General features: G+C 57.3%; 11 protein-coding genes. 7 read left to right on the plus strand and 4 right to left on the minus strand.

The genetic code is table 11. The features are described from left to right. The 6 genes from ACYQ6M_RS13590 to paaZ all read left to right on the plus strand — a co-directional run bounded on the left by ACYQ6M_RS13590 (position 1) and on the right by paaZ (position 5,358). The gene (locus ACYQ6M_RS13590) at positions 1-483 is read left to right on the plus strand and encodes a DUF3291 domain-containing protein (protein WP_460074306.1); all 483 of its coding nucleotides are present in this window, start codon (positions 1-3) and stop codon (positions 481-483) included. Positions 484-499: 16 nt separating this feature from the next. After that, positions 500-784, plus strand: coding sequence for a 1,2-phenylacetyl-CoA epoxidase subunit PaaB (paaB, locus tag ACYQ6M_RS13595; protein WP_006933303.1), 285 nt, complete (start codon positions 500-502; stop codon positions 782-784). Further along, positions 784-1,560: a 1,2-phenylacetyl-CoA epoxidase subunit PaaC gene (gene paaC / locus ACYQ6M_RS13600; protein WP_460074307.1), complete on the plus strand. Its 777-nt coding sequence runs from the start codon at positions 784-786 to the stop codon at positions 1,558-1,560. Before paaB ends, paaC begins: the two co-directional genes overlap by 1 nt. A 4-nt stretch (positions 1,561-1,564) precedes the next feature. After that, positions 1,565-2,077, plus strand: a complete 513-nt coding sequence (paaD, locus tag ACYQ6M_RS13605) for a 1,2-phenylacetyl-CoA epoxidase subunit PaaD (protein ID WP_460074308.1) — start codon at positions 1,565-1,567, stop codon at positions 2,075-2,077. Positions 2,078-2,204: 127 nt separating this feature from the next. Continuing rightward, positions 2,205-3,278, plus strand: a complete 1,074-nt coding sequence (paaE, locus tag ACYQ6M_RS13610; RefSeq protein WP_077292895.1) for a 1,2-phenylacetyl-CoA epoxidase subunit PaaE — start codon at positions 2,205-2,207, stop codon at positions 3,276-3,278. Between the two features lie 31 nt (positions 3,279-3,309). Continuing rightward, positions 3,310-5,358 carry a phenylacetic acid degradation bifunctional protein PaaZ gene (gene paaZ / locus ACYQ6M_RS13615; RefSeq protein ID WP_460074309.1) on the plus strand — a complete coding sequence of 683 codons (2,049 nt, stop codon included), beginning with the start codon at positions 3,310-3,312 and terminating at the stop codon, positions 5,356-5,358. A gap of 132 nt (positions 5,359-5,490) precedes the next feature. Here paaZ and paaK read toward each other — a convergent pair whose 3' ends face one another. Genes paaK through paaG form a run of 3 tightly spaced genes read right to left on the minus strand, consistent with a single transcriptional unit; the run spans position 5,491 to position 8,072 of the window. Further along, positions 5,491-6,801, minus strand: coding sequence for a phenylacetate--CoA ligase PaaK (paaK, locus tag ACYQ6M_RS13620; RefSeq protein WP_460074310.1), 1,311 nt, complete (start codon positions 6,799-6,801; stop codon positions 5,491-5,493). A gap of 38 nt (positions 6,802-6,839) precedes the next feature. Further along, a complete protein-coding gene (gene paaI, locus ACYQ6M_RS13625; RefSeq protein WP_152510828.1) occupies positions 6,840-7,265 on the minus strand; it encodes a hydroxyphenylacetyl-CoA thioesterase PaaI in 426 nt (141 codons plus the stop codon). 12 nt (positions 7,266-7,277) lie between these two features. Continuing rightward, positions 7,278-8,072, minus strand: coding sequence for a 2-(1,2-epoxy-1,2-dihydrophenyl)acetyl-CoA isomerase PaaG (gene paaG / locus ACYQ6M_RS13630; RefSeq protein WP_460074311.1), 795 nt, complete (start codon positions 8,070-8,072; stop codon positions 7,278-7,280). A 256-nt stretch (positions 8,073-8,328) separates the two neighbouring features. On the opposite strand from paaG, the gene ACYQ6M_RS13635 reads away from it, so the two are divergent. Continuing rightward, complete coding sequence (locus ACYQ6M_RS13635) at positions 8,329-9,648, plus strand: HlyD family type I secretion periplasmic adaptor subunit (protein WP_152510827.1); 1,320 nt, start codon at positions 8,329-8,331, stop codon at positions 9,646-9,648. Between the two features lie 112 nt (positions 9,649-9,760). On the opposite strand, the gene ACYQ6M_RS13640 is transcribed toward ACYQ6M_RS13635, so the two are convergent. Further along, positions 9,761-19,942, minus strand: coding sequence for a cadherin domain-containing protein (locus tag ACYQ6M_RS13640; protein ID WP_460074312.1), 10,182 nt, complete (start codon positions 19,940-19,942; stop codon positions 9,761-9,763). Between the last annotated feature and the right edge of the window lie 66 nt (positions 19,943-20,008).

Raw genomic sequence — 20,008 nt, forward strand, 5'->3', positions numbered from 1 at the left:
ATGACCGAAACTCATCTGGCCGAATTGAATGTGGCTCGGCTCCGTTACGATATCAACGATCCGCGGATTGCCGATTTCGTCAACAATCTGAACCGGGTAAACGCCGCCGCCGAACGCAGCAACGGTTTTGTCTGGCGCTTGAAGGATGAGGCCGGCAACGCGGTTTCCATGACGCGCGAAAGCGACCCGTTGGTCATCCCGAACCTTTCGCTATGGACGGACGTCGGGTCTCTGGAAAACTTCGTGTTCAAGACCGTTCACAAACGCATCTACGACCGAAGGGCGGAATGGTTTGAAGTGATGGAGCGAATGCATTTTGTCATGTGGCCGGTCGCCGCTGGCCATGTGCCAACGCTCGAAGAGGCCTGGCAGAAGCTAGACTATCTGAATGAGCACGGGTCAACGGATCTTGCCTTCGGCTGGGAGCATGTGAAAGACGCCAATCTGTGGCGGTCGGCACGATGCTCAAGTTCTGCAGCCTGACATTTCGGAGGAAATCATGAAAAAGGAATGGCCCCTCTGGGAGGTCTTTATTCGCGGCCAGCATGGTCTCAATCATCGCCATGTAGGGTCACTGCATGCACCGGACGCTGAAATGGCAATCAAGAATGCGCGCGACGTCTATACGCGCCGCAAGGAAGGCGTTTCGATCTGGGTCGTGCCGTCGGCACAGATCACTGCTTCTGATCCGGGCGCGAAGGATGCCTTGTTCGAGCCGTCGATGGACAAGATCTATCGTCATCCAAGTTTTTACGACATTCCGGATGAAGTCGGAAAAATGTGATGACCAGAAAAGACGAACTAGTCGCACGCGACACTCTCTTCGAATGGCTGCTGCGCAGAGGCGATACCGCGCTTGTTCTGGGGCACCGCGTTTCGGAATGGTGCGGACATTCTCCTGTTCTGGAAGAAGATATCGCACTCGCCAATGTCGCGCTCGATCTAATTGGACAGGCGCGCATGTGGCTGGGGCTTGCCGGCGAAATTGAAGGTAAGGGACGCGGCGAAAATGAGCTGGCTTACCTTCGGGACGCCTGGGACTTTCGCAACTTCCTGCTGGCCGAGCAGCCAAATGGTGATTTTGGCCAGACGTTGATGAGACAGTTCCTGATCGATGCCTATCAGGTGCCGTTGCTCGAGGCCCTGAAAAGCTCGAAGGACGAGCGGATCGCTGCCATTGCAGCGAAGGCTGGCAAGGAGGTTGCCTACCATCTCGACAGATCCGCAGACCTCGTGATCCGTCTAGGAGATGGTACTGAAGAGAGCCATCGCCGCATGCAGCAGGCTCTTGATGCGTTGTGGTCCTACACTGGTGAAATGTTCGCCAGTGATGCCATCGACACCGCGATGGCGGAAGCTGGGCTTGTTCCAGATGCCGCCTCCCTGAAATCGGAATGGAAAGAAACAGTCGAAGCTGTTCTGGATGAGGCTACGCTTACCCTTCCGGAAAGCGACTTCGCTCATATGGGCGGCTTGACTGGTCGTCATTCCGAACACCTGGGGCACATGCTGGCAGAAATGCAGTTCCTGCAGCGGGCCTATCCCGGCGCAACCTGGTGATCCAATGCCAGTTTCCATGGACACGGTCTGGCAATGGCTTTCCGAGATCCCTGATCCGGAAATTCCGGTTCTGTCCCTGACGGACCTGGGCGTCATTCGTGATGTCTCCTGGCAAGACGAAACGCTCGTTGTAACCGTCACGCCGACCTACAGCGGCTGCCCGGCAACTGCGGTGATCAATCTGGACATCGAAACCAAGTTGTTGGAATGCGGCGTTTCCAATGTGCGTCTTGAGCAGCAGCTCAGCCCGCCGTGGACGACCGATTGGCTGACGCAGGAGGGCCGGGCGAAATTGCGTGCCTACGGCATTGCACCGCCGGTAGACGGAACCCGCTCGGACGGTTCGGCAGCCGGAAGGGTCGCGCGGCTGACAGGTCAGGGGAGCTTTCAGGTCGCTTGCCCTCGCTGTGGTTCGGAAAACACGGAAAAGGTCAGCCAGTTTGGCTCTACGCCCTGCAAGGCGGCTTATCGCTGCCGGTCGTGCCTGGAGCCATTCGATTACTTCAAGTGCCACTGAGAGGGCACTGCAATTAGTCGGGTCGCCAGGGAAGGTGAAATGCTTCCATTGGCCGTCCTGAGTTTTTTGGCATCCGTTTTTGCCGATATAGGCAGGGTGCAGTAGATCATGTTTCGGGAGGACATGCATGTCGCGGTTTCATGCGCTGACAGTGACTGACGTAACGCCGGATACGAGAGATTCGGTCGTTGTGACCCTTCAGCCGCAATCGGAGGAACAGGATCTGTTCCGTTTCGAGCAGGGGCAATATCTGACCTTCCGGCGTGACTTCGACGGACACGAGGTGCGTCGTTGCTACTCAATCTGCGCCGGGACCGAAGACGGTGCCCTGAAGGTCGGGATCAAGCGCGTCGACGGAGGGGCTTTTTCCTGCTGGGCGCATGAAAGCATGCGGCCGGGAGACATGGTCGAGGCCATGCCGCCACTCGGCAGCTTCAACGCCCCGATCGAACCGGATCTCGCGCGTTTTTATGTCGGTTTCGCCGGCGGGTCTGGCATCACGCCGATCCTGTCGATCCTGAAGACAGTACTGGCCCGCGAGCCGAATTCTCAATTCACACTGGTCTATGCCAACCGGCAGATATCCTCGATCATGTTCCGAGAGGAACTGGAGGATCTGAAAAACCGGTATCTCGGTCGCCTGCAAGTGATCCACATTCTCAAAAGCGATGCGCAGGACACCGAGCTGTTTTCCGGCCGCGTCGATGAGCAGAAGCTGAACGATCTCTTCGATACGCTGATAGATCCTCAGGACATTGATATTGCTTTTCTTTGCGGCCCTCACGGAATGATGGAAACCGTTCGTGGCAGCCTGGAAGCGCGCGGTGTCGCGGCGGACAAGATACGGCAGGAACTGTTCAAGTCCGACCAGCCGGGGCGTTTGCCGGCCCGGCTGCGGCCGGAGGTCATCGATGGTTCAGCGAAGGAGGCCGATCTTCGGTTGACCATCGACGGCACCACGCGGGAAATCCACATGGAACCGGGCGAGACCATTCTGGAAGCAGCGCATCGTCACAACATCGATGCACCATATTCCTGCTGTGCAGGCGTGTGTTCCACATGTCGCGGCAAGGTGCTGGAAGGTGAGGTCGAAATGGCGGCCAATCATGCTCTGGAAGACGACGAAATTCGGGATGGCTACGTTCTGACATGCCAGTCGCGGCCGCTGAGCAAACGCCTCGTCGTGACTTACGACGCCTGAGACCATTCCGTTTCAAGAACTGGAATTCGATATGACCGTTCATCCGCAAAAAGTCCGCGTTTTGGAAAGCTATCTCGCTGGCAGCTGGAGGCAAGGCAAGGCCGAGGGAAAGCCGCTGCTTGACGCCGCAACCGGTGCGCCTGTCGCCGCGATTGACGCATCCGGTCTGGACCTTGGCGAGGCCCTTGCCTGGGGGCGTGACACCGGTGGCAAGGCCTTGCGCAAGATGACCTACCACGAGCGCGCCTTGATGCTGAAAACCCTGGCGCAGGCGCTGACCGAGCAAAAGGAAATCTTCTACCAGGAGAGTTTTGCCACCGGGGCAACGCGCAAGGACAGCTGGATCGATATTGAAGGCGGCATTGGCACCATGTTCGCCTATTCCTCCAAGGCCCGTCGCGAGATGCCGAACACCCGGGTGTTCGTCGAAGGTGCAGTGGAGCCACTGTCGCGGGACAATAGTTTTTCAGGGCAGCATGTGCTGACACCACTGCGCGGTATTGCCGTTCATATCAACGCCTTCAACTTCCCCTGCTGGGGAATGCTGGAAAAGATCGCCCCCGCCCTGATCGCGGGCGTACCTTGCCTGGTCAAGCCTGCCAGCCAGACTGCTTATCTGACCGAGCTGATGGTTCGCCACATTCTGGCGACCGGCATTCTACCTGAAGGCTCGCTTCAGCTTCTTTGCGGGTCGGCCGGAGATCTGATCGACCATGTCACGGGACAGGATGTTGTTACCTTCACCGGATCCGCCGCCACCGGACAAATGCTGCGTCGGAACCCGGCAATCGTGCAGAATTCCGTTCGCTTCTCCATGGAGGCCGACAGCCTCAATTCTGCAGTTCTGGGGCCCGATGTCAGCCCTGAAGATCCCGAATTTGACCTCTTCGTCAAGGAAGTTGCCCGGGAAATGACCGTGAAGGCAGGGCAGAAGTGCACTGCGATCCGCCGGGTCATCGTGCCGCGTAAATTGTCCGATGCGGTTGTTGATGCGCTCGGCAAGAGGCTTGGGAAGGCCGTGATCGGAGATCCGCGAGACGAAGCGGTGTCGATGGGGCCACTCGCTTCAGCCGGTCAGCGGGAGGAAGTTCTTGCGCGCGTAAGTGATCTGAAGGTGGAAGCTGAGATCGTTTCCGATCTTGACGGCTCAAGCCCCGCAACGGGCGCGTTCGCGGCTCCTGTACTTTTGCATTGCGCCAACCCGATGAGCGCAGAAGCCGTTCACTCGGTCGAAGCGTTCGGACCGGTTGCGACATTGATGCCCTACGACGAGCTGGAGGAAGCGGTCGAACTCACCCACAAGGGCAAGGGTTCTCTTGTTGCCTCGCTGTTTACAAACGACCCCTTGGTTGCCGAGGAAGCCGTTCTCGGCATGGCGCCTTTCCATGGACGCGTCATGATCGGCAATCGGAAGAGTGCAAAGTCTTCAACCGGACATGGTTCTCCCTTGCCCATGCTTGTGCACGGCGGACCGGGCCGGGCAGGTGGCGGCGAAGAACTTGGCGGCCTGCGCTCGGTCAAACATTACATGCAACGAACGGCGGTCCAGGGAACGCCCGCCTTGCTGGGCGCAGTGACCGGCCGCTGGATTTCCGGTGCACCAGGTCAGGAAGACAGCCGGCACCCGTTCCGCAAGTCATTGGCCGACCTCAAGATCGGCGATCAGCTGAACACCGGGGCACGGGAAGTTTCCCTGGAAGATATCGAGCATTTTGCCAAGTTCACCGGCGACACCTTCTATGCGCATATGGATGAAGCCGCTGCGAAACGGAACCCGTTCTTCGAAGGCCGCGTGGCACATGGCTATCTGATTGTTTCCTTCGCCGCCGGTCTGTTCGTCGATCCTGATGAAGGTCCGGTGCTGGCGAATTACGGCGTTGATAATCTGCGTTTCATGACGCCGGTGAACGCAGGTGATGCACTCAAGGTTCAGTTGACCGCCAAGGAGATTTCGCCGCGTATTTCAGCAGACTATGGCGAAGTGCGGTGGGATTGTCTTGTGACCAACCAGAATGATGAAGCTGTTGCCCAGTACGACGTTCTGACATTGGTCGCCAAGGAATGGCCGATGTCTGCGTAAGCCGACCACATATCCAAATGAAAAAGGCCACCTGATCAGGTGGCCTTTTTCTTTGGCGAAAGGTCTGGAAAGGACCGGCTGATTTTGATGTCTTGGAGAAACGTCCTCCGAACGCCTGGCCTGCGTGTTCCCTTATTCCTTGGGTCTGTTGTCGACGACCCGCTTTGCCTTGCCGGCGGAACGTTCCACTTTGCCGGGCTCGGCAACATCGATCCTTGCGGATACGCCGACCACGCTCTTGATGTGATGCGAGAGTTCCTTCGCAGATGCCTGACGTGCGGCACTTGTTGCTGCTGTCGGCAGGGCTTCGACGTGCACTGTCATGACGTCCAGGCGGTCGGAACGGGAGAGCTCTATCTGGAAATGCGGCGACAGGCCTTCGCATTTCAGGATCTGTTCTTCGATCTGAGTCGGGAATACGTTGACGCCGCGCAGAATGATCATGTCGTCAGATCGGCCGGTGATCTTTTCCATTCGCCGCATGGACCGGGCCGTGCCGGGCAGCAGCCTGGTCAGGTCGCGCGTGCGGTAGCGGACCATTGGCAGGCCTTCCTTGGTAAGCGTGGTGAAGACCAGCTCTCCAATTTCGCCGTCCGGCAGAACGTCGCCGGTCATCGGATCAATGATTTCCGGGTAGAAGTGGTCTTCCCAGATGTGGAGACCGTCCTTCGTCTCAACGCATTCGTTGGCAACGCCTGGTCCAAGCACTTCCGACAAGCCGTAGATGTCGACGGCATGCATGTCGAACGCGTCTTCGATTTCCTTGCGCATTGCGTTGGTCCAGGGTTCGGCGCCAAAGATCCCCGTCGCAAGCGACGTTTCCCGAGGATCGATGCCTTGCCGCCGGAATTCATCCAGAATGGACAGCAGGTAGGACGGCGTCACCATGATGATGCGCGGTTTGAAGTCCTGGATAAGTGTCACCTGGCGTTCCGTCATGCCACCGGAGACCGGTACAACCGTGCAGCCTAGTTTTTCTGCGCCGTAATGGGCACCCAGTCCGCCGGTGAAGAGACCGTAGCCATAAGCAACATGGATGATGTCACCCGATCGGCCGCCAGAGGCTCGAATGGAGCGGGCGACGAGACCGGCCCACATGTCGATATCGTTGGCTGTGTAGCCAACCACCGTCGGTTTGCCGGTCGTGCCCGAGGAGGCGTGTACGCGTGCGATCTTGTCGCGCGGGACAGCGAACAAACCGAACGGATAATTGTCCCGGAGATCGCTCTTGGTCGTAAACGGAAATTTCGACAGGTCCGAGAGGGTCTTCAGGTCGGAAGGGTGTACGCCTTTCTCGTCGAAGCGTTGTTTGAAAAGCGGAACGTTTTCATACGAATGGGTGAGGGACCATTGCAGTCTCTTCAGCTGCAGGGCCGACAATTCGTCCCGGCTGGCTGTTTCAATAGGCTCAAGATCTCCCGGTCGCGGAGCCAGATTTTCCATATTTTCCTCCCTTGAGCAGCCCGTCTGGCCGCTCGCCGTCATTCCGGCAAGATTGTACCTTTGGTCGTTCTGGAATTGCCGCGGAATTCGGCAATGACAGTGCCATTCTGGTTGGCCACCGTCACGTCGTAGAGGCCGGATCGGCCGGTACGCGATTTCTCGCTGGCCGTAGCCGTCAAGCGGTCTCCGAGATGGGCCGGTGCCAGAAACGTGATGTCGCAATGCTGCGCAACCGTAACCTGGTTGTATGTGTTGCAGGCAAAAGCGAAGGCACTGTCGGCAAGCGTGAAGATATAGCCGCCGTGGCAAATGCCGTGGCCGTTGGTCATGGCCTTCGTAACCGTCATCGCCATCGACGAATGTCCGGCACGTACATCTTCAAGTTTCATATCCAGGTGCTGTGTCGCCGTATCCTGCGACCACATGCGATCGGCGCAGGCGCGCGCAAATTCATCCGGTGTCATTCTGTGCCTCATTCAAGTGCCGGTAAATCGGGCGGACCGCTTTTCAAGGAAAGCGGTGACGCCCTCCCGATAATCATTCGTGCGTCCTGCCTGACGTTGGCTATCGCGCTCGGCGTCCAGTTGCCGATCGAGTGACTGGTCTGCTGCCGATTGTATCAGTTCCTTGGTAAGCGCAAGGCCGGTGGTTGCCCCCGCGGCCAGCTGCGTTGCCAGCGTTCCGGCCTCCGTCATGAGGGCCGTATCCGGAACTGCCTTCCAGATGAGGCCCCAGGAGGCAGCTGTCTCGGCTCCCAACGGTTCGCCCGTCATGGCGAGTGCCTTCGCACGGGCTTCTCCAATCAGGCGTGGCAGCAACCATGTGCCGCCCGAATCGGGAACCAGGCCGATCTTGGAGAAAGCCTGGATGAAACGGGCAGACTGGGCGGCGAGGACGATATCGCAGGCAAGCGCTACATTGGCGCCTGCACCCGCGGCAACGCCGTTGACCGCACAGATGACAGGCTTTCTGAGAGCCCTGATTTGCCGAACCAGGGGATTGTAAAGTGTCTCGAGTGTTACGCCGAGATCAGGTGCCTCGCCACCTCCGCGCATGTCGCGATCGGAAAGGTCCTGACCAGCGCAGAAAGCGCGGCCGGCCCCGGTCAGCAGCACTGCCCTGATTGAGCTGTCTTCCGTTGCGGTGGTCAAATGCTTGCGAAGCGCATGATGCATGGCTTCGTTGAAGGCATTGAGCCGGTCCGGTCTGTTGAGTGTTAGAAAAAGACAGCCATCCCGCTGTTCAGCGAGCACAGTATCACGGTCTGTCATGCGCCCCTCCCAAAGCATCACACCTTTTGCATGAAAATCGATAATGTTGTGACATTAATGCACGACGAACCGTTCGGGTCAAAGGCAGAATGCAGTTTTCCGGTACGCCAAATCACTTTGGTCGGTTCGCCACTGGCAACACGTCCGGATTTTAACTCTTGTGAGAAAAGGCGCTTAAAATATGGTCAGCCCGATTCAGCTGATATTTACTTTAATCGTCAATAGTTAGCCCAGTTTCGGCCAGCGCTAGGGCAACATGTTTATCCGTAAAACCACCGCTGACAATTTTTCGTTGGACATTCCTCTGGAACTCGAGGAAGGCCCGCCGCCAGTCGCGTACCGGCGCGTTCTGCAGGTTTTATCGCTGACTGCGGCGGCTTTTCTGGCGTGGGCGGCAATCGGACAGGTGCGTGAAGTCGCCAGTGCGACAGGGGAAATTGTTCCGGCAGGCAAGGTGCAGACGGTCGGTCACCTGGAAGGTGGCATCGTTGCAGAAGTGTTGGTTCAGGAAGGCCAACTGGTTGAAATAGGCACTCCAATCGTTCGGTTGCAGGAAACCGCGGCGTCGAGTGATCTCGAGAAGGTCCAGACCCGCTTGAAGTTTCTGGCGACCGAAGAGCAGAGGCTCGGAAATCCGGGTCTTGGCAGTGCCGCCAATGGTCTGAGACTAGGCGCCGATGCAGGCTTCAGCGAAGCGCAACAGGCTGCCTATGACGCGCAACGCCTGGCACTGGAAAAAGAACAGCAGGCCTTGAAGGCGAGGGTGAGCGAAAAGCAGGCGGAGCTAGCCAGTATTCTTGAACGGATAGCCCTGCAGGAAACCCAGATCGAGATCCAGCAGGAACAGTACAAGATCCAGGAAAACCTCTTCGAACAGGGTTACACATCCAAGCGGCGCTTTCTGGAAGCCAAGTCGTCTCTTCAGAATGCCCAGAGCCTTTTGAGCGAACTGAACGGTATGAGCGGCAGCGTTCGAGCACAGTTGACGGAGGCAACCGCCAGCCTGGAACGTTCGATTGCCGTAGCCGAAGAGGAGCAGGCCGTAGAACGCAGCCGAGTTGCGCAGGAGCGCAGTGAGCTGACTTTCGAAGCCGATAAACAGAAAGACCGGTACGACCGACTGTTCGTGCGAGCTCCGGTTAGCGGGCACATCAAGGCGCTTTATCTCAAAGGTCCGGGCAGTGTACTGGCACCTGGCGATGTGGTTGCCGAAATTGTGCCGAGCGATAGCGATCTTGTTGCCGAGGTTCGTGTTTCACCGCGCGATATAGGCCATGTGGATGTCGGTGACGAAGCAGAAATCGCCGTTACGACCTTCGACCCGAATATCGAAGGTACCTTGAAGGGGGAAGTTTCCGTCATCTCGGCGTCAAGTTTCAGGGACGAATACGGCAACTACTATTTCAAGGCCATGATCCCGCTGAAAACCAACACGATCGGGCAGGGTGCGCGCGCTGAAACAATCTCGCCAGGCATGGTCGTTGACGCAAAGATCGTCACAGGGTCCAAGTCCGTGCTCCAGTACATGTTGAAGCCGGTCACCCGCGCAATCGGAGATCCGCTCAGCGAACGTTGAGCCGGTTCATTTCCAGATCCCATTTTCCGAATTCTGTCGCTGGCAGATAAATGAAAAGCCCCGCCGTTTCCGGCGGGGCTTTTCGTCAGTTACCGCTGTCCGGTGACATCAGCTACCAGCGGATTTCCTCAACATCGTTGAAGTTGACGCGGCTGCCATCTGCAAAGTCGATGTAGCCGTCGGCATCCTGCGAAAGGTCGAGCCTGCCGCCTTCAAGATCTGTTGTCTCGATCGAGCCGTTGGTGATCGTCACTGTCCAGTCCGTACCGTATTCGCCGGCGGCAGTGATCCCTGGACCACCACCCAGATCGATAACGTCAGTCCAACCGGCCCCCATGCCTGCGTTGATGGTGTCACTGCCGTCGCCCAGGCCGTACATGAACAGGTCGGAACCGTCACCACCGCTCAGGTTGTCGTTGCCAAGACCACCGATGATCACATCATCTCCAGCGCCACCACTGATGTTGTCGTGCCCGTCGCCACCGAAGATAAGGTCGCGGCCGTCACCTGCCGAAATGTTGTCGTTGCCGGTGCCGCCTTCGATCCTGTCGTTGTTTGAACCGCCTTCGATAACGTCATCACCACCGGCGCCGTCAAGGTGGTACGTATAGTCGTAGCCTGCACCGCTGCCGGTATTGCTTTCGTCAGTATCGTTGTAGGTGACGTCATATTCGCCGGTAACGGCAATCGAGAAAGATTCACTCGACTGGGATCCATCCGCGGAAGTGGCGGTGATCGTCAGATCGATCGAATTTTCAATCTCGCTGTCGAAGAACGCATGGTCTGCAATTGTGACATTGCCGTCGGCATCGATCTCGAAGCGGTCGTCACTCAGAGTGTAGGTAACTGCATCGCCGTTCGGGTCGTCGGCAAAGGCGGTGATCCCAACCTGTGTGCCGGCACCATCCAGTTCGTGGATTGTGTTGGCGGACGCGTTGGAATCGGTCACATCACTAATTGGGCGATCGATCAGATGTTCCGATTGGATTTCTCCGTCGGCAAACCTGAAGTTCTCGACGTTGGACACCGTATCGATACCGTCAGGAGCGCCGGAGCGAAGATCGGAAATCGTGTAGCTGCCATCTTCGTTCTGGACGATGTTGTAGTCTTCCCAGTTACCGGAATAGATGGCGGTATCCGCGCCCTTGCCGCCGTCGATGGTATCGTTGCCGGAGCCGCCTTCAAGCATGTCCGCGCCGTCACCGCCAATCAGTGTATCGTTGCCTGCACCGCCTTCGAGCGTGTCGCCCGGAACCTGGTACTCGGTGTCAAGCCTGTTGGCGTACATGCTAGCGTCGTTGATGGTCAGCGTATCAAGTGAAATTCCAACGATAGGTTTGCTGGAAAGCAGGTCGGAATCCGCATTCGACATGTATTCCGGAGCCAGATAGACATCACCATTGTCGAGCTGAATGACGACCGCCGAGATGGTTCCGGTGGTTCCGTCCGTGAACGTGACGGTCGCATCAAAGGTCTGCAGGGAATCGAGAGCATAGTTCGTGCCACCGATTGTCAGGGTCTCTGCCGTGCCGTTGAAATCGTTGTCCGCCAGTACTCCGTCACCATTGGTGTCGTTTGCGGTTGCTCTCACCGTCTGTGTGTAGAGGGGGGTACCTGCATCGCCATAAGATCCCAGAAGGCTGGAGGCATTCTCGCTGACGCCGTTGTTCTCATCCGTGTCGACATCCGCCATGGTTCCCAGGTGGATGAGAGAGTAGGTGGCGCCAACCGCATTGGTTCCACCGTTTGTTGGGGCAGCGCCGTCGCCGGCAATCAACGTGTCATCGCCATCGCCGCCCTGAAGCGTATCGGAACCCGCTCCACCGGACAGCGTATCGTTGCCTGAGCCACCAATCAGCGTGTCATCACCTGCGCCACCATAAAGGTTGCCACCGTCGTCATGGGCCGTGATCGTGTCGTTGCCAGACCCGCCGCTGATCGATGTTTCAGACACACCGGTGTCAGTGAAGGTGGCGCCGCCGTCTGCAAGCTGCAGGTCTTCTGCCACATCCATGACATCCAGCGTGAAGGAATCCTGCGATGTCGATCCGTCTGTGGAAGTCGCCGTAACGGTGATCGTGATTTCCGTCTCGGTTTCGTAGTTGAAACTCGCACCGCTCGCGACGGTGACCACACCGTTTTCGTCAACCGTGAAACGGTCGTCATCGACAGTATAGGTCACACTGTCTGAGGTGTTCGAGTCGTCGGCAAAGGCTGTTACGCCAACAGTGCTGCCAGCGCCTGCATTCTCAGCGATGCTGTTGGAAGAACCGTCCGTATCCGAAACCGCAGAAATATCTTTCGCGACAAGATCGCCCGCAAGAATGTCGCCATCCGCGAAGCGGAAGTTCTCAACTCCGACGACAGTGTCGGTTCCGTCCGGCGAGCCGGAGCGGTTGTCGACTACCGTGTAGGTGCCGTTCGCGTTTTCGGTAACGGTATAGTCGGAACGGTTACCGGAATAGATTGCGGTGTCTGTACCGCTTCCGCCGTCGATATAATCGTTGCCAGCCCCACCTTCGAGCGTGTCGTTTCCGGCGCCGCCGTACAGCTTGTCGCTGCCTGAGCCGCCCTGAAGGGTATCGTCGTCATTTTCGCCGGACAGGCTATCGTTGCCTGCGCCGCCGATCAGTGTGTCGTTCCCGCTGCCGCCAAAGATGGTGTCGTTACCTTCGCCGCCATCCAGGTAGTTGTCACCGGTGTTCGGCTGGGTGCCGCGCTCATCATCGATGAAATCGTCGCCCGCACCGCCGTAAACGACGTCGTTGCCTTCGCCGAACATGATGGTGTCATTGCCTGCGCCGCCATAGATCGTGTCGTCGCCCGCACCGCTGTAGATGGTGCTGCCGTCGTCATGAGCGGTAATCGTGTCGGCACTGTCGTTGCCGGTGATGGATGTTTCGGCGACGCCGGTGTCGGTGAAGGTCGTTTGACCTTCGGCCATCTGATAGGCTTCAGCGACGTCGGCAACCGAAAGAGCAAAGGTTTCCTGAGACGTGGAGCCGTCAGAAGAGGTCGCGGTCACCGTCAGGTTGATGGTCGGTTCGCTCTCGTAGTCAAACGTTGCTCCGGCGGCTACCGTTACCAGGCCATCGTCGCCAACGGTGAACCGGTTATCGGACACCGTATAGGTTACCGTGTCGGTCACATCACTGTCCGTTGCCTGAACAGTAATACCGACTGTGGTGCCTTCTCCGGCATTTTCCGCGAAGCCATTGGCCGTCGCATCGATGTCGGTCACCGCGGATACGGCAACTTCATTGACGTCGGAAACAGCGATCGTGAAGGTTTCTTCCGAGGTTGAGCCATCGGTTGAAGTTGCCGTCACGATGATGTCGATTGACCCTTCGGTTTCCGCATCAAAGCTCGCACCTTCCGCTACCCGAACCACGCCGTTTTCGTCCACGGTGAAGCGGCTGTCGTTGACAGCATAGGAAACCGTATCCGAGACATCGGCATCGCTTGCCGACGCCGTGATACCAACCTGTGTACCTGCGGCCGCATCTTCTGCGATTGTGTTTGCCGAGATGTCTGCGTCAGACACGCTGGAAACGTCGAATTCGTCGACATCAGACACCGCTACGGTAAAGGTTTCCGTTGAAGTCGAGCCGTCAGAAGACGTCGCGGTCACGGTAACGTTGATGGACCCTTCGGTCTCTGCGTCGAAGCTGGCACCATCTGCAACACGAACCACACCGTTTTCATCGATTGTGAAGCGCGTGTCATCAACGGCGTAAGAAACCGTGTCAGAGGCATCTGCATCTGTTGCCAGGGCCGTGATGCCAACCTGAGTGCCGGCAGTTGCTGCTTCCGATATCGTGTTATCAGAGGTGTCCGTATCGGTGACGTTTGAAACGGCGCCCTCGTTGACGTCGGAAACGGCAATCGAGAAGGTCTCCTGCGACGTGGAACCGTCAGAGGAGGTGGCAGTCACGACAATGTCGATGGATCCTTCGGTTTCTGCATCGAAGCTGGCGCCATCGGCAACACGGACGACGCCATTCGCATCGACAGTAAAGCGGCTGTCATCGACGGAATAGCCCACAGACGCGGTGATATCCGCGTCACTCGCGTGTGCTGTAATGCCAACCTGTGTCCCGGCAGATGCGTCTTCGGAAATCGTGTTCGTCGCGGCGTCGGTGTCGGAAACGGCTGAGACGTCGTATTCGTTAACGTCGGACACGGCAATCGTGAATGTTTCTTCGGAAGCCGAGCCATCGGAAGACGTGGCGGTTACAACGATGTCGATGGAACCTTCGGTTTCCGCGTCGAAGCTGGCCCCTTCCGCAACCCGGACAACGCCGTTTTCGTCCACGACAAAGCGATCGTCATCTACGGTGTAGGACACAGTATCAGACGTGTTTCCATCTTCAGCGAACGCGGTGACGCCGACAGCCGTTCCTGCAGTAGCGTCTTCCGCAACCGTGTTTGCGCTGCTGTCATTGTCGGTAACTGCAGAAATATCCTGCGCGATCAAATCGCCCGAAAGAACATCGCCATCGGCAAACCGGAAGTTTTCAACATTCACGACGGTGTCGGTACCATCGGGAGAACCTGGACGATTGTCCGTAACGGTGAAGATGCCTTCGTTCTCGGTAATGGTGTAGTCAGCGAAATTGCCGCTGTAGACCGCTGTGTCAGTACCCAGCCCACCGTCGATCATATCGTCGCCGGCACCACCCGTCAGCGTGTCGTCCCCCGGGATAACCGCGGCCGCACTGACAAAATCGGAGGTGAACAGGTCTACTGACGTTCCGCCTGGAGGCGTTACCGTTGCATCGAGAACCTCTTCTCCCTGGTTCTCCCAGACCTTGACGACAATGGTGTAGATCTCACCTGGTTCCAGATCAACGTCCGCCCAGCGGGTGGTCGCTGATTGGTGGTAATCATTGTCGAGATAGTCGGTCTGCGTACCGTTCTGGTTGGTGAACGTCAGTCGGTTGCCATATGCATCGAAGATCTCGATAGTGGATCCATCGTCCGAGCGGGTGGAGAAACGATAGGTGCCGCCATCTGTGGCAGTGAAGTTGGACGTCAGAATGACACCAAAATCTTCAGGGTTATCAGTCGACCCGCGTGCACCCTGGACAATTGTGTCCAGGTCGAACGCATCCGTCGTTCCCTCGTCGATCAGCGTGCCTGAGGAGATGTCGACAGTCTGGCCGGCATCGCCACTGAAGTTGTGGTCATAAACCTGGTAGTGCCAGGTGCCGGACACAGGTGCATTTTCACCATAGATCGTGTCATTCCCGGCGCCACCTTCGATCGTGTCGTCACCCGCACCACCTGCAAGAGTATCGGCAGCATTGTTTCCGGAAATCGTGTCGTTGCCATCTGCGCCATCGACGTTGCCACCGTCGGCGTGTGCCACAATGGTATCGTCACCGGAGCCGCCGGTGATGCTGGTTTCAGCGACAGAAACATCGGTGAAGGTCTGGCCGCCGTCTTCGAGCTGATAGTCTTCAGCAACGTCGGTTACTGAAACCGAGAATGCATCCGAAGACGTGGAGCCGTCTGAAGACGTCGCGGTCACCGTCAGAGTGATGTTGGGTTCGCTTTCAAAGTCGAAAGAAGCACCATCTGCAACGCGGACTACGCCGTTTTCGTCCACCGTGAACCGGTTATCGTCTACCGAGTAGGATACCGTGTCAGTGATGTCGCTGTCGGTCGCAAGAACCGTGATACCAACCTGCGTTCCGGCAGCGGCATCTTCGGTAATCGAATTTGCCGCTGCGTCCGTATCAGTTACGGGAGTAATGGCACTTTCATTGATATCGGAAACAGCGATTGTGAAGGTCTCTTTAGAGCTCGATCCATCGCTTGAGGTCGCCGTCACGATAATGGCGATAGAACCTTCGGTTTCTGCATCGAAGCTCGCCCCCTCAGCCACACGGACGACACCGTTGTCATCAACAGTGAAGCGCGTATCGTTCACCGAGTATGAGACAGTATCTGTGACGTCCTTGTCTTCGGCAAATGCGGTCACACCAACCTGGGTACCTGCCACAGCATCTTCCGCTACGGTGTTCGCAGAAGTGTCGGCATCGGTAACAGCTGAAATGTCAAACTCATCAACATCAGACACCGCGATGGTGAAGGTCTCTTCCGAGGTCGAGCCGTCGGTCGAGGTCGCCGTCACGATGATGTCGATGGACCCTTCAGTTTCGGCATCGAAGCTTGCGCCGTCAGCAACCCGAACCACGCCGTTCTCATCGATAGTGAATCGTGCGTCGTCGACGGAGTAGGAGACAGTGTCGGTGGCGTCAGCATCCGTTGCCAGGGCCGTCACGCCAACCTGGGTGCCTGCGCTTGCATCTTCTGCAATTGTGTTGTCGGAAGAATCCGTGTCGGTGACAGCGGAGACTGCGCTTTCGTTGACGTCTGAAACGGAAATCGTGAAGGTCTCTTCCGAAGTCGAACCGTCAGTCGAAGTCGCCGTGACGATGATATCGATGGAGCCCTCGGTTTCGGCGTCGAAGCTCGCGCCATCTGCAACCCGAACCACACCGTTTTCGTCCACCGTGAAACGGGCGTCGTTGACGGTGTAGGAGACCGTGTCGGTGATGTCCTTGTCTTCGGCGAATGCGGTGACACCAACCTGTGTGCCAGCGACAGCATCTTCTGCAATGGAATTGGCAGATGCGTCTGTGTCGGTCACGGCGGTGACGTCATACTCATCAACGTCAGAAACGGAGATCGTGAAGGTCTCTTCCGAAGTTGATCCATCGGTGGAGGTCGCCGTCACGATGATGTCGATGGAGCCCTCGGTTTCGGCGTCGAAGCTTGCGCCATCCGCAACTCGAACCACACCGTTTTCGTCGATGGTAAAGCGGCTGTCGTTTACAGCATAAGAGACGGTATCGGTGGCGTCTGAATCAGTTGCCAGGGCGGTCACGCCGACCTGAGTGCCCGCGCTTGCATCTTCCGCGATGGTGTTGTCGGAAGAATCGGTATCGGTAATAGCGGACACGGCGCTTTCGTTGACGTCGGAAACCGCAATCGTGAAGGTCTCTTCCGAGGTCGAGCCGTCGGTGGAGGTCGCCGTCACGATGATGTCGATGGACCCTTCAGTTTCGGCATCGAAGCTTGCGCCGTCAGCAACCCGAACCACGCCGTTTTCATCGATAGTGAATCGTGCGTCGTCGACGGAGTAGGAGACAGTGTCGGTGGCGTCTGAATCCGTTGCCAGTGCAGTCACGCCGACCTGGGTGCCTGCGCTTGCATCTTCCGCGATGGTGTTGGCCGAAGAATCCGTGTCGGTAACATCAGACACGGCGCTTTCGTTGACGTCGGAAACTGCAATCGTGAAGGTTTCTTCTGAAGTTGAACCGTCAGTCGAACTCGCCGTTACGATGATGTTGATGGACCCTTCGGTTTCCGCGTCGAAGCTCGCGCCATCGGCAACCCGAACCACGCCGTGTTCGTCCACCGTGAAACGGGCGTCGTTGACGGTGTAGGAGACCGTGTCGGAGATGTCCTTGTCTTCGGCGAATGCGGTGACACCAACCTGTGTACCTGCGACAGCATCTTCTGCAATGGTGTTGGCAGATGCGTCTGTGTCGGTGACAGCCGTGACATCATATTCATCAACGTCTGAAACGGAGATCGTGAAGGTCTCTTCCGAAGTTGATCCATCGGTGGAGGTCGCCGTCACGATGATATCGATGGAGCCTTCGGTTTCGGCATCGAAGCTCGCACCATCCGCAACCCGAACCACACCATTGTCGTCAACGGTGAAACGGGTGTCGTTGATCGAATAAGAAACCGTGTCGGTGGCGTCTGCATCAGTTGCCAGGGCAGTCACGCCAACCTGCGTACCAGCGCTCGCATCTTCGGCGATGGTGTTGGTTGAGGAATCCGTGTCGGTGACAGCGGAAACGGCGCTTTCGTTGACGTCGGAAACCGCAATCGTGAAGGTTTCTTCCGAGGTCGAACCATCGGTCGAGGTCGCCGTCACAATGATGTCGATGGACCCTTCGGTTTCGGCATCGAAGCTTGCGCCGTCTGCAACCCGAACCACGCCGGTTTCGTCAACGGTGAAACGGGCGTCGTTCACGGAATAGGAGACGGTGTCCGTTACATCTTTGTCTTCGGCAAATGCAGTGACGCCCACCTGCGTACCAGCCGCAGCATCTTCCGCGATGGTGTTGGCGGAAGTGTCTGTGTCGGTCACTGCGGTGATATCATATTCATCAACGTCTGAAACGGAGACCGTGAAGGTCTCTTCCGAAGTTGATCCATCGGTAGAGGTTGCGGTAACAGTGATGTCGATGGACCCTTCGGTCTCCGCGTCGAAGCTCGCGCCGTCGGCAACCCGAACGACACCGTTCTCATCAACCGTGAAGCGGGCATTATCAACCGAATAAGAAACCGTGTCGGTGATGTCCTGGTCTTCGGCGAATGCAGTGACGCCCACCTGCGTGCCAGCTGCAGCATCTTCTGCAATTGTATTGGCAGATGTATCTGTGTCGGTTACGGCGGTGACATCATATTCATCGACGTCGGACACCGATATCGTAAAGGTCTCTTCCGAGGTCGAACCGTCGGTAGAGGTCGCCGTGACAGTGATGTCAATGGAACCTTCGGTTTCGGCATCGAAGCTAGCACCGTCAGCAACCCGAACCACGCCGTTCTCATCGATAGTGAAACGTGTGTCGTCGACGGAGTAGGAGACAGTGTCTGTGGCATCTGCATCAGTCGCCAGTGCAGTTACGCCAACCTGGGTGCCCGCGCTCGCATCTTCCGCGATGGTGTTGGCCGAAGAATCCGTATCGGTAACAGCGGTGACGTCATACTCATCGACGTCAGATACCGCGATCGTGAATGTCTCTTCCGAGGTCGAACCGTCGGTCGAGGTTGCTGTCACGATGATATCGATGGAACCTTCGGTTTCGGCATCGAAGCTCGCGCCATCCGCAACTCGAACGACGCCATTCTCATCAACCGTGAAACGGGGATCATCGACGGTGTAGGAGACGGTGTCCGTTACATCTTTGTCTTCGGCGAATGCAGTGACGCCCACCTGCGTACCAGCCGCAGCATCTTCCGCGATGGTGTTGGCGGAAGTGTCTGTGTCCTGAATTGCAGACGTAGCGTATTCGTTTTCGTCTTCGACCTTTAATGTGAAGCTTTGCGTGGACTGCGAGCCGTCGGTGGAGGTGGCGGTCACAGTGAAGGAGACAGTCGCTTCGGTTTCAGCGTCAAACACGGCGTCTTCGGCAATGCTGACCACACCCTGGTCATCGATGACGAAGCGCGGGTCGTCTATGGAGTAGGAGACACTGTCGCTCACGTCCCGGTCGGTCGCAACAACAGTGATGCCAGCCTGACTGCCGCCGTCTACACCTTCGGAAATTGTGTTCGCAACAGCGCCGACCGTGCTGATCGGGCTGACGTCGTATTCGTTCACGTCACGGATATTGATCGTGAAGGTTTCTGTTTGCGTCGCTCCGTCGGATCCGGTGGCAAGCACGATGATCTGGTGACTTCCAGCCGTTTCGGCATCGAGCGAACCGGCTACCGTAACGATGCCCGTCTCGGGATCAATGGAGAACAGACCACCCGCATCGTCCAGGAGGCTGTAGGTTACGCTGGCCCCTTCTGCGGCGGTTGCGCTTGCCCGAATGCCGGTTGCAGATCCGACTGCTGAATTTTCATCAACGGCGTTTTCAGTTGCATCGATATCGGTGACCGCAGACAAATCGGAAGCGACGATGCCCGCAGCAAGGTCGTCGTTGCCGTCATCGAAACCTGCGCCTGACTGCACTCGGCCATTCTGGCTACTGAAGGTGCCGTCGCCCGGGTTGGTTGCAGAGCCATTCGAATAGGTCTGGTTCGATCCATCATCCAGAGCAGAAGCTATGCTTGCGGACGTACCGCCACCCAACGGCAAATCGTCGCTGTTCGACCCTGAAAAGTCCTGTGTGCCAGTTGAATTGTCGGAAGATTGCTCAGCGTATGCATTGACTGCATCGCTGTCTTCAAGCGCAGAAAGCTCCGTGCCATCATCCTCAAACCCGATACCTTGCGCGCCGGACGATGGGTCTTCCTGTTCGACGTAGCGTTGTTCTTCCTCGTCGCTTCCAAGGTGCAGGTTGGCGTTGACCTGTTCCATGGATTCGCCCATGTCCTGGTCGAGATGATAGTCGTGCGCCTTGTCGAGATGCTCATCTCGATTATCGAGAAGCCCCGAATGCAGGATGCTATCGGAATTCAGGGTCGTCCTGGTTTCCGTAGTATTACCCTCTGGCGAGGTGTTTTCCTGGGTGTCTCGATTCTGAGTGTCGCTTGCCATTTCGGTCGCACGTCCGCACAATTTCCGATAATGCCAATGAACGTCGGCGTCCTTAACAAAGCGCAA

The sequence above is a fragment of the Roseibium sp. ROS1 genome, from assembly GCF_054658215.1.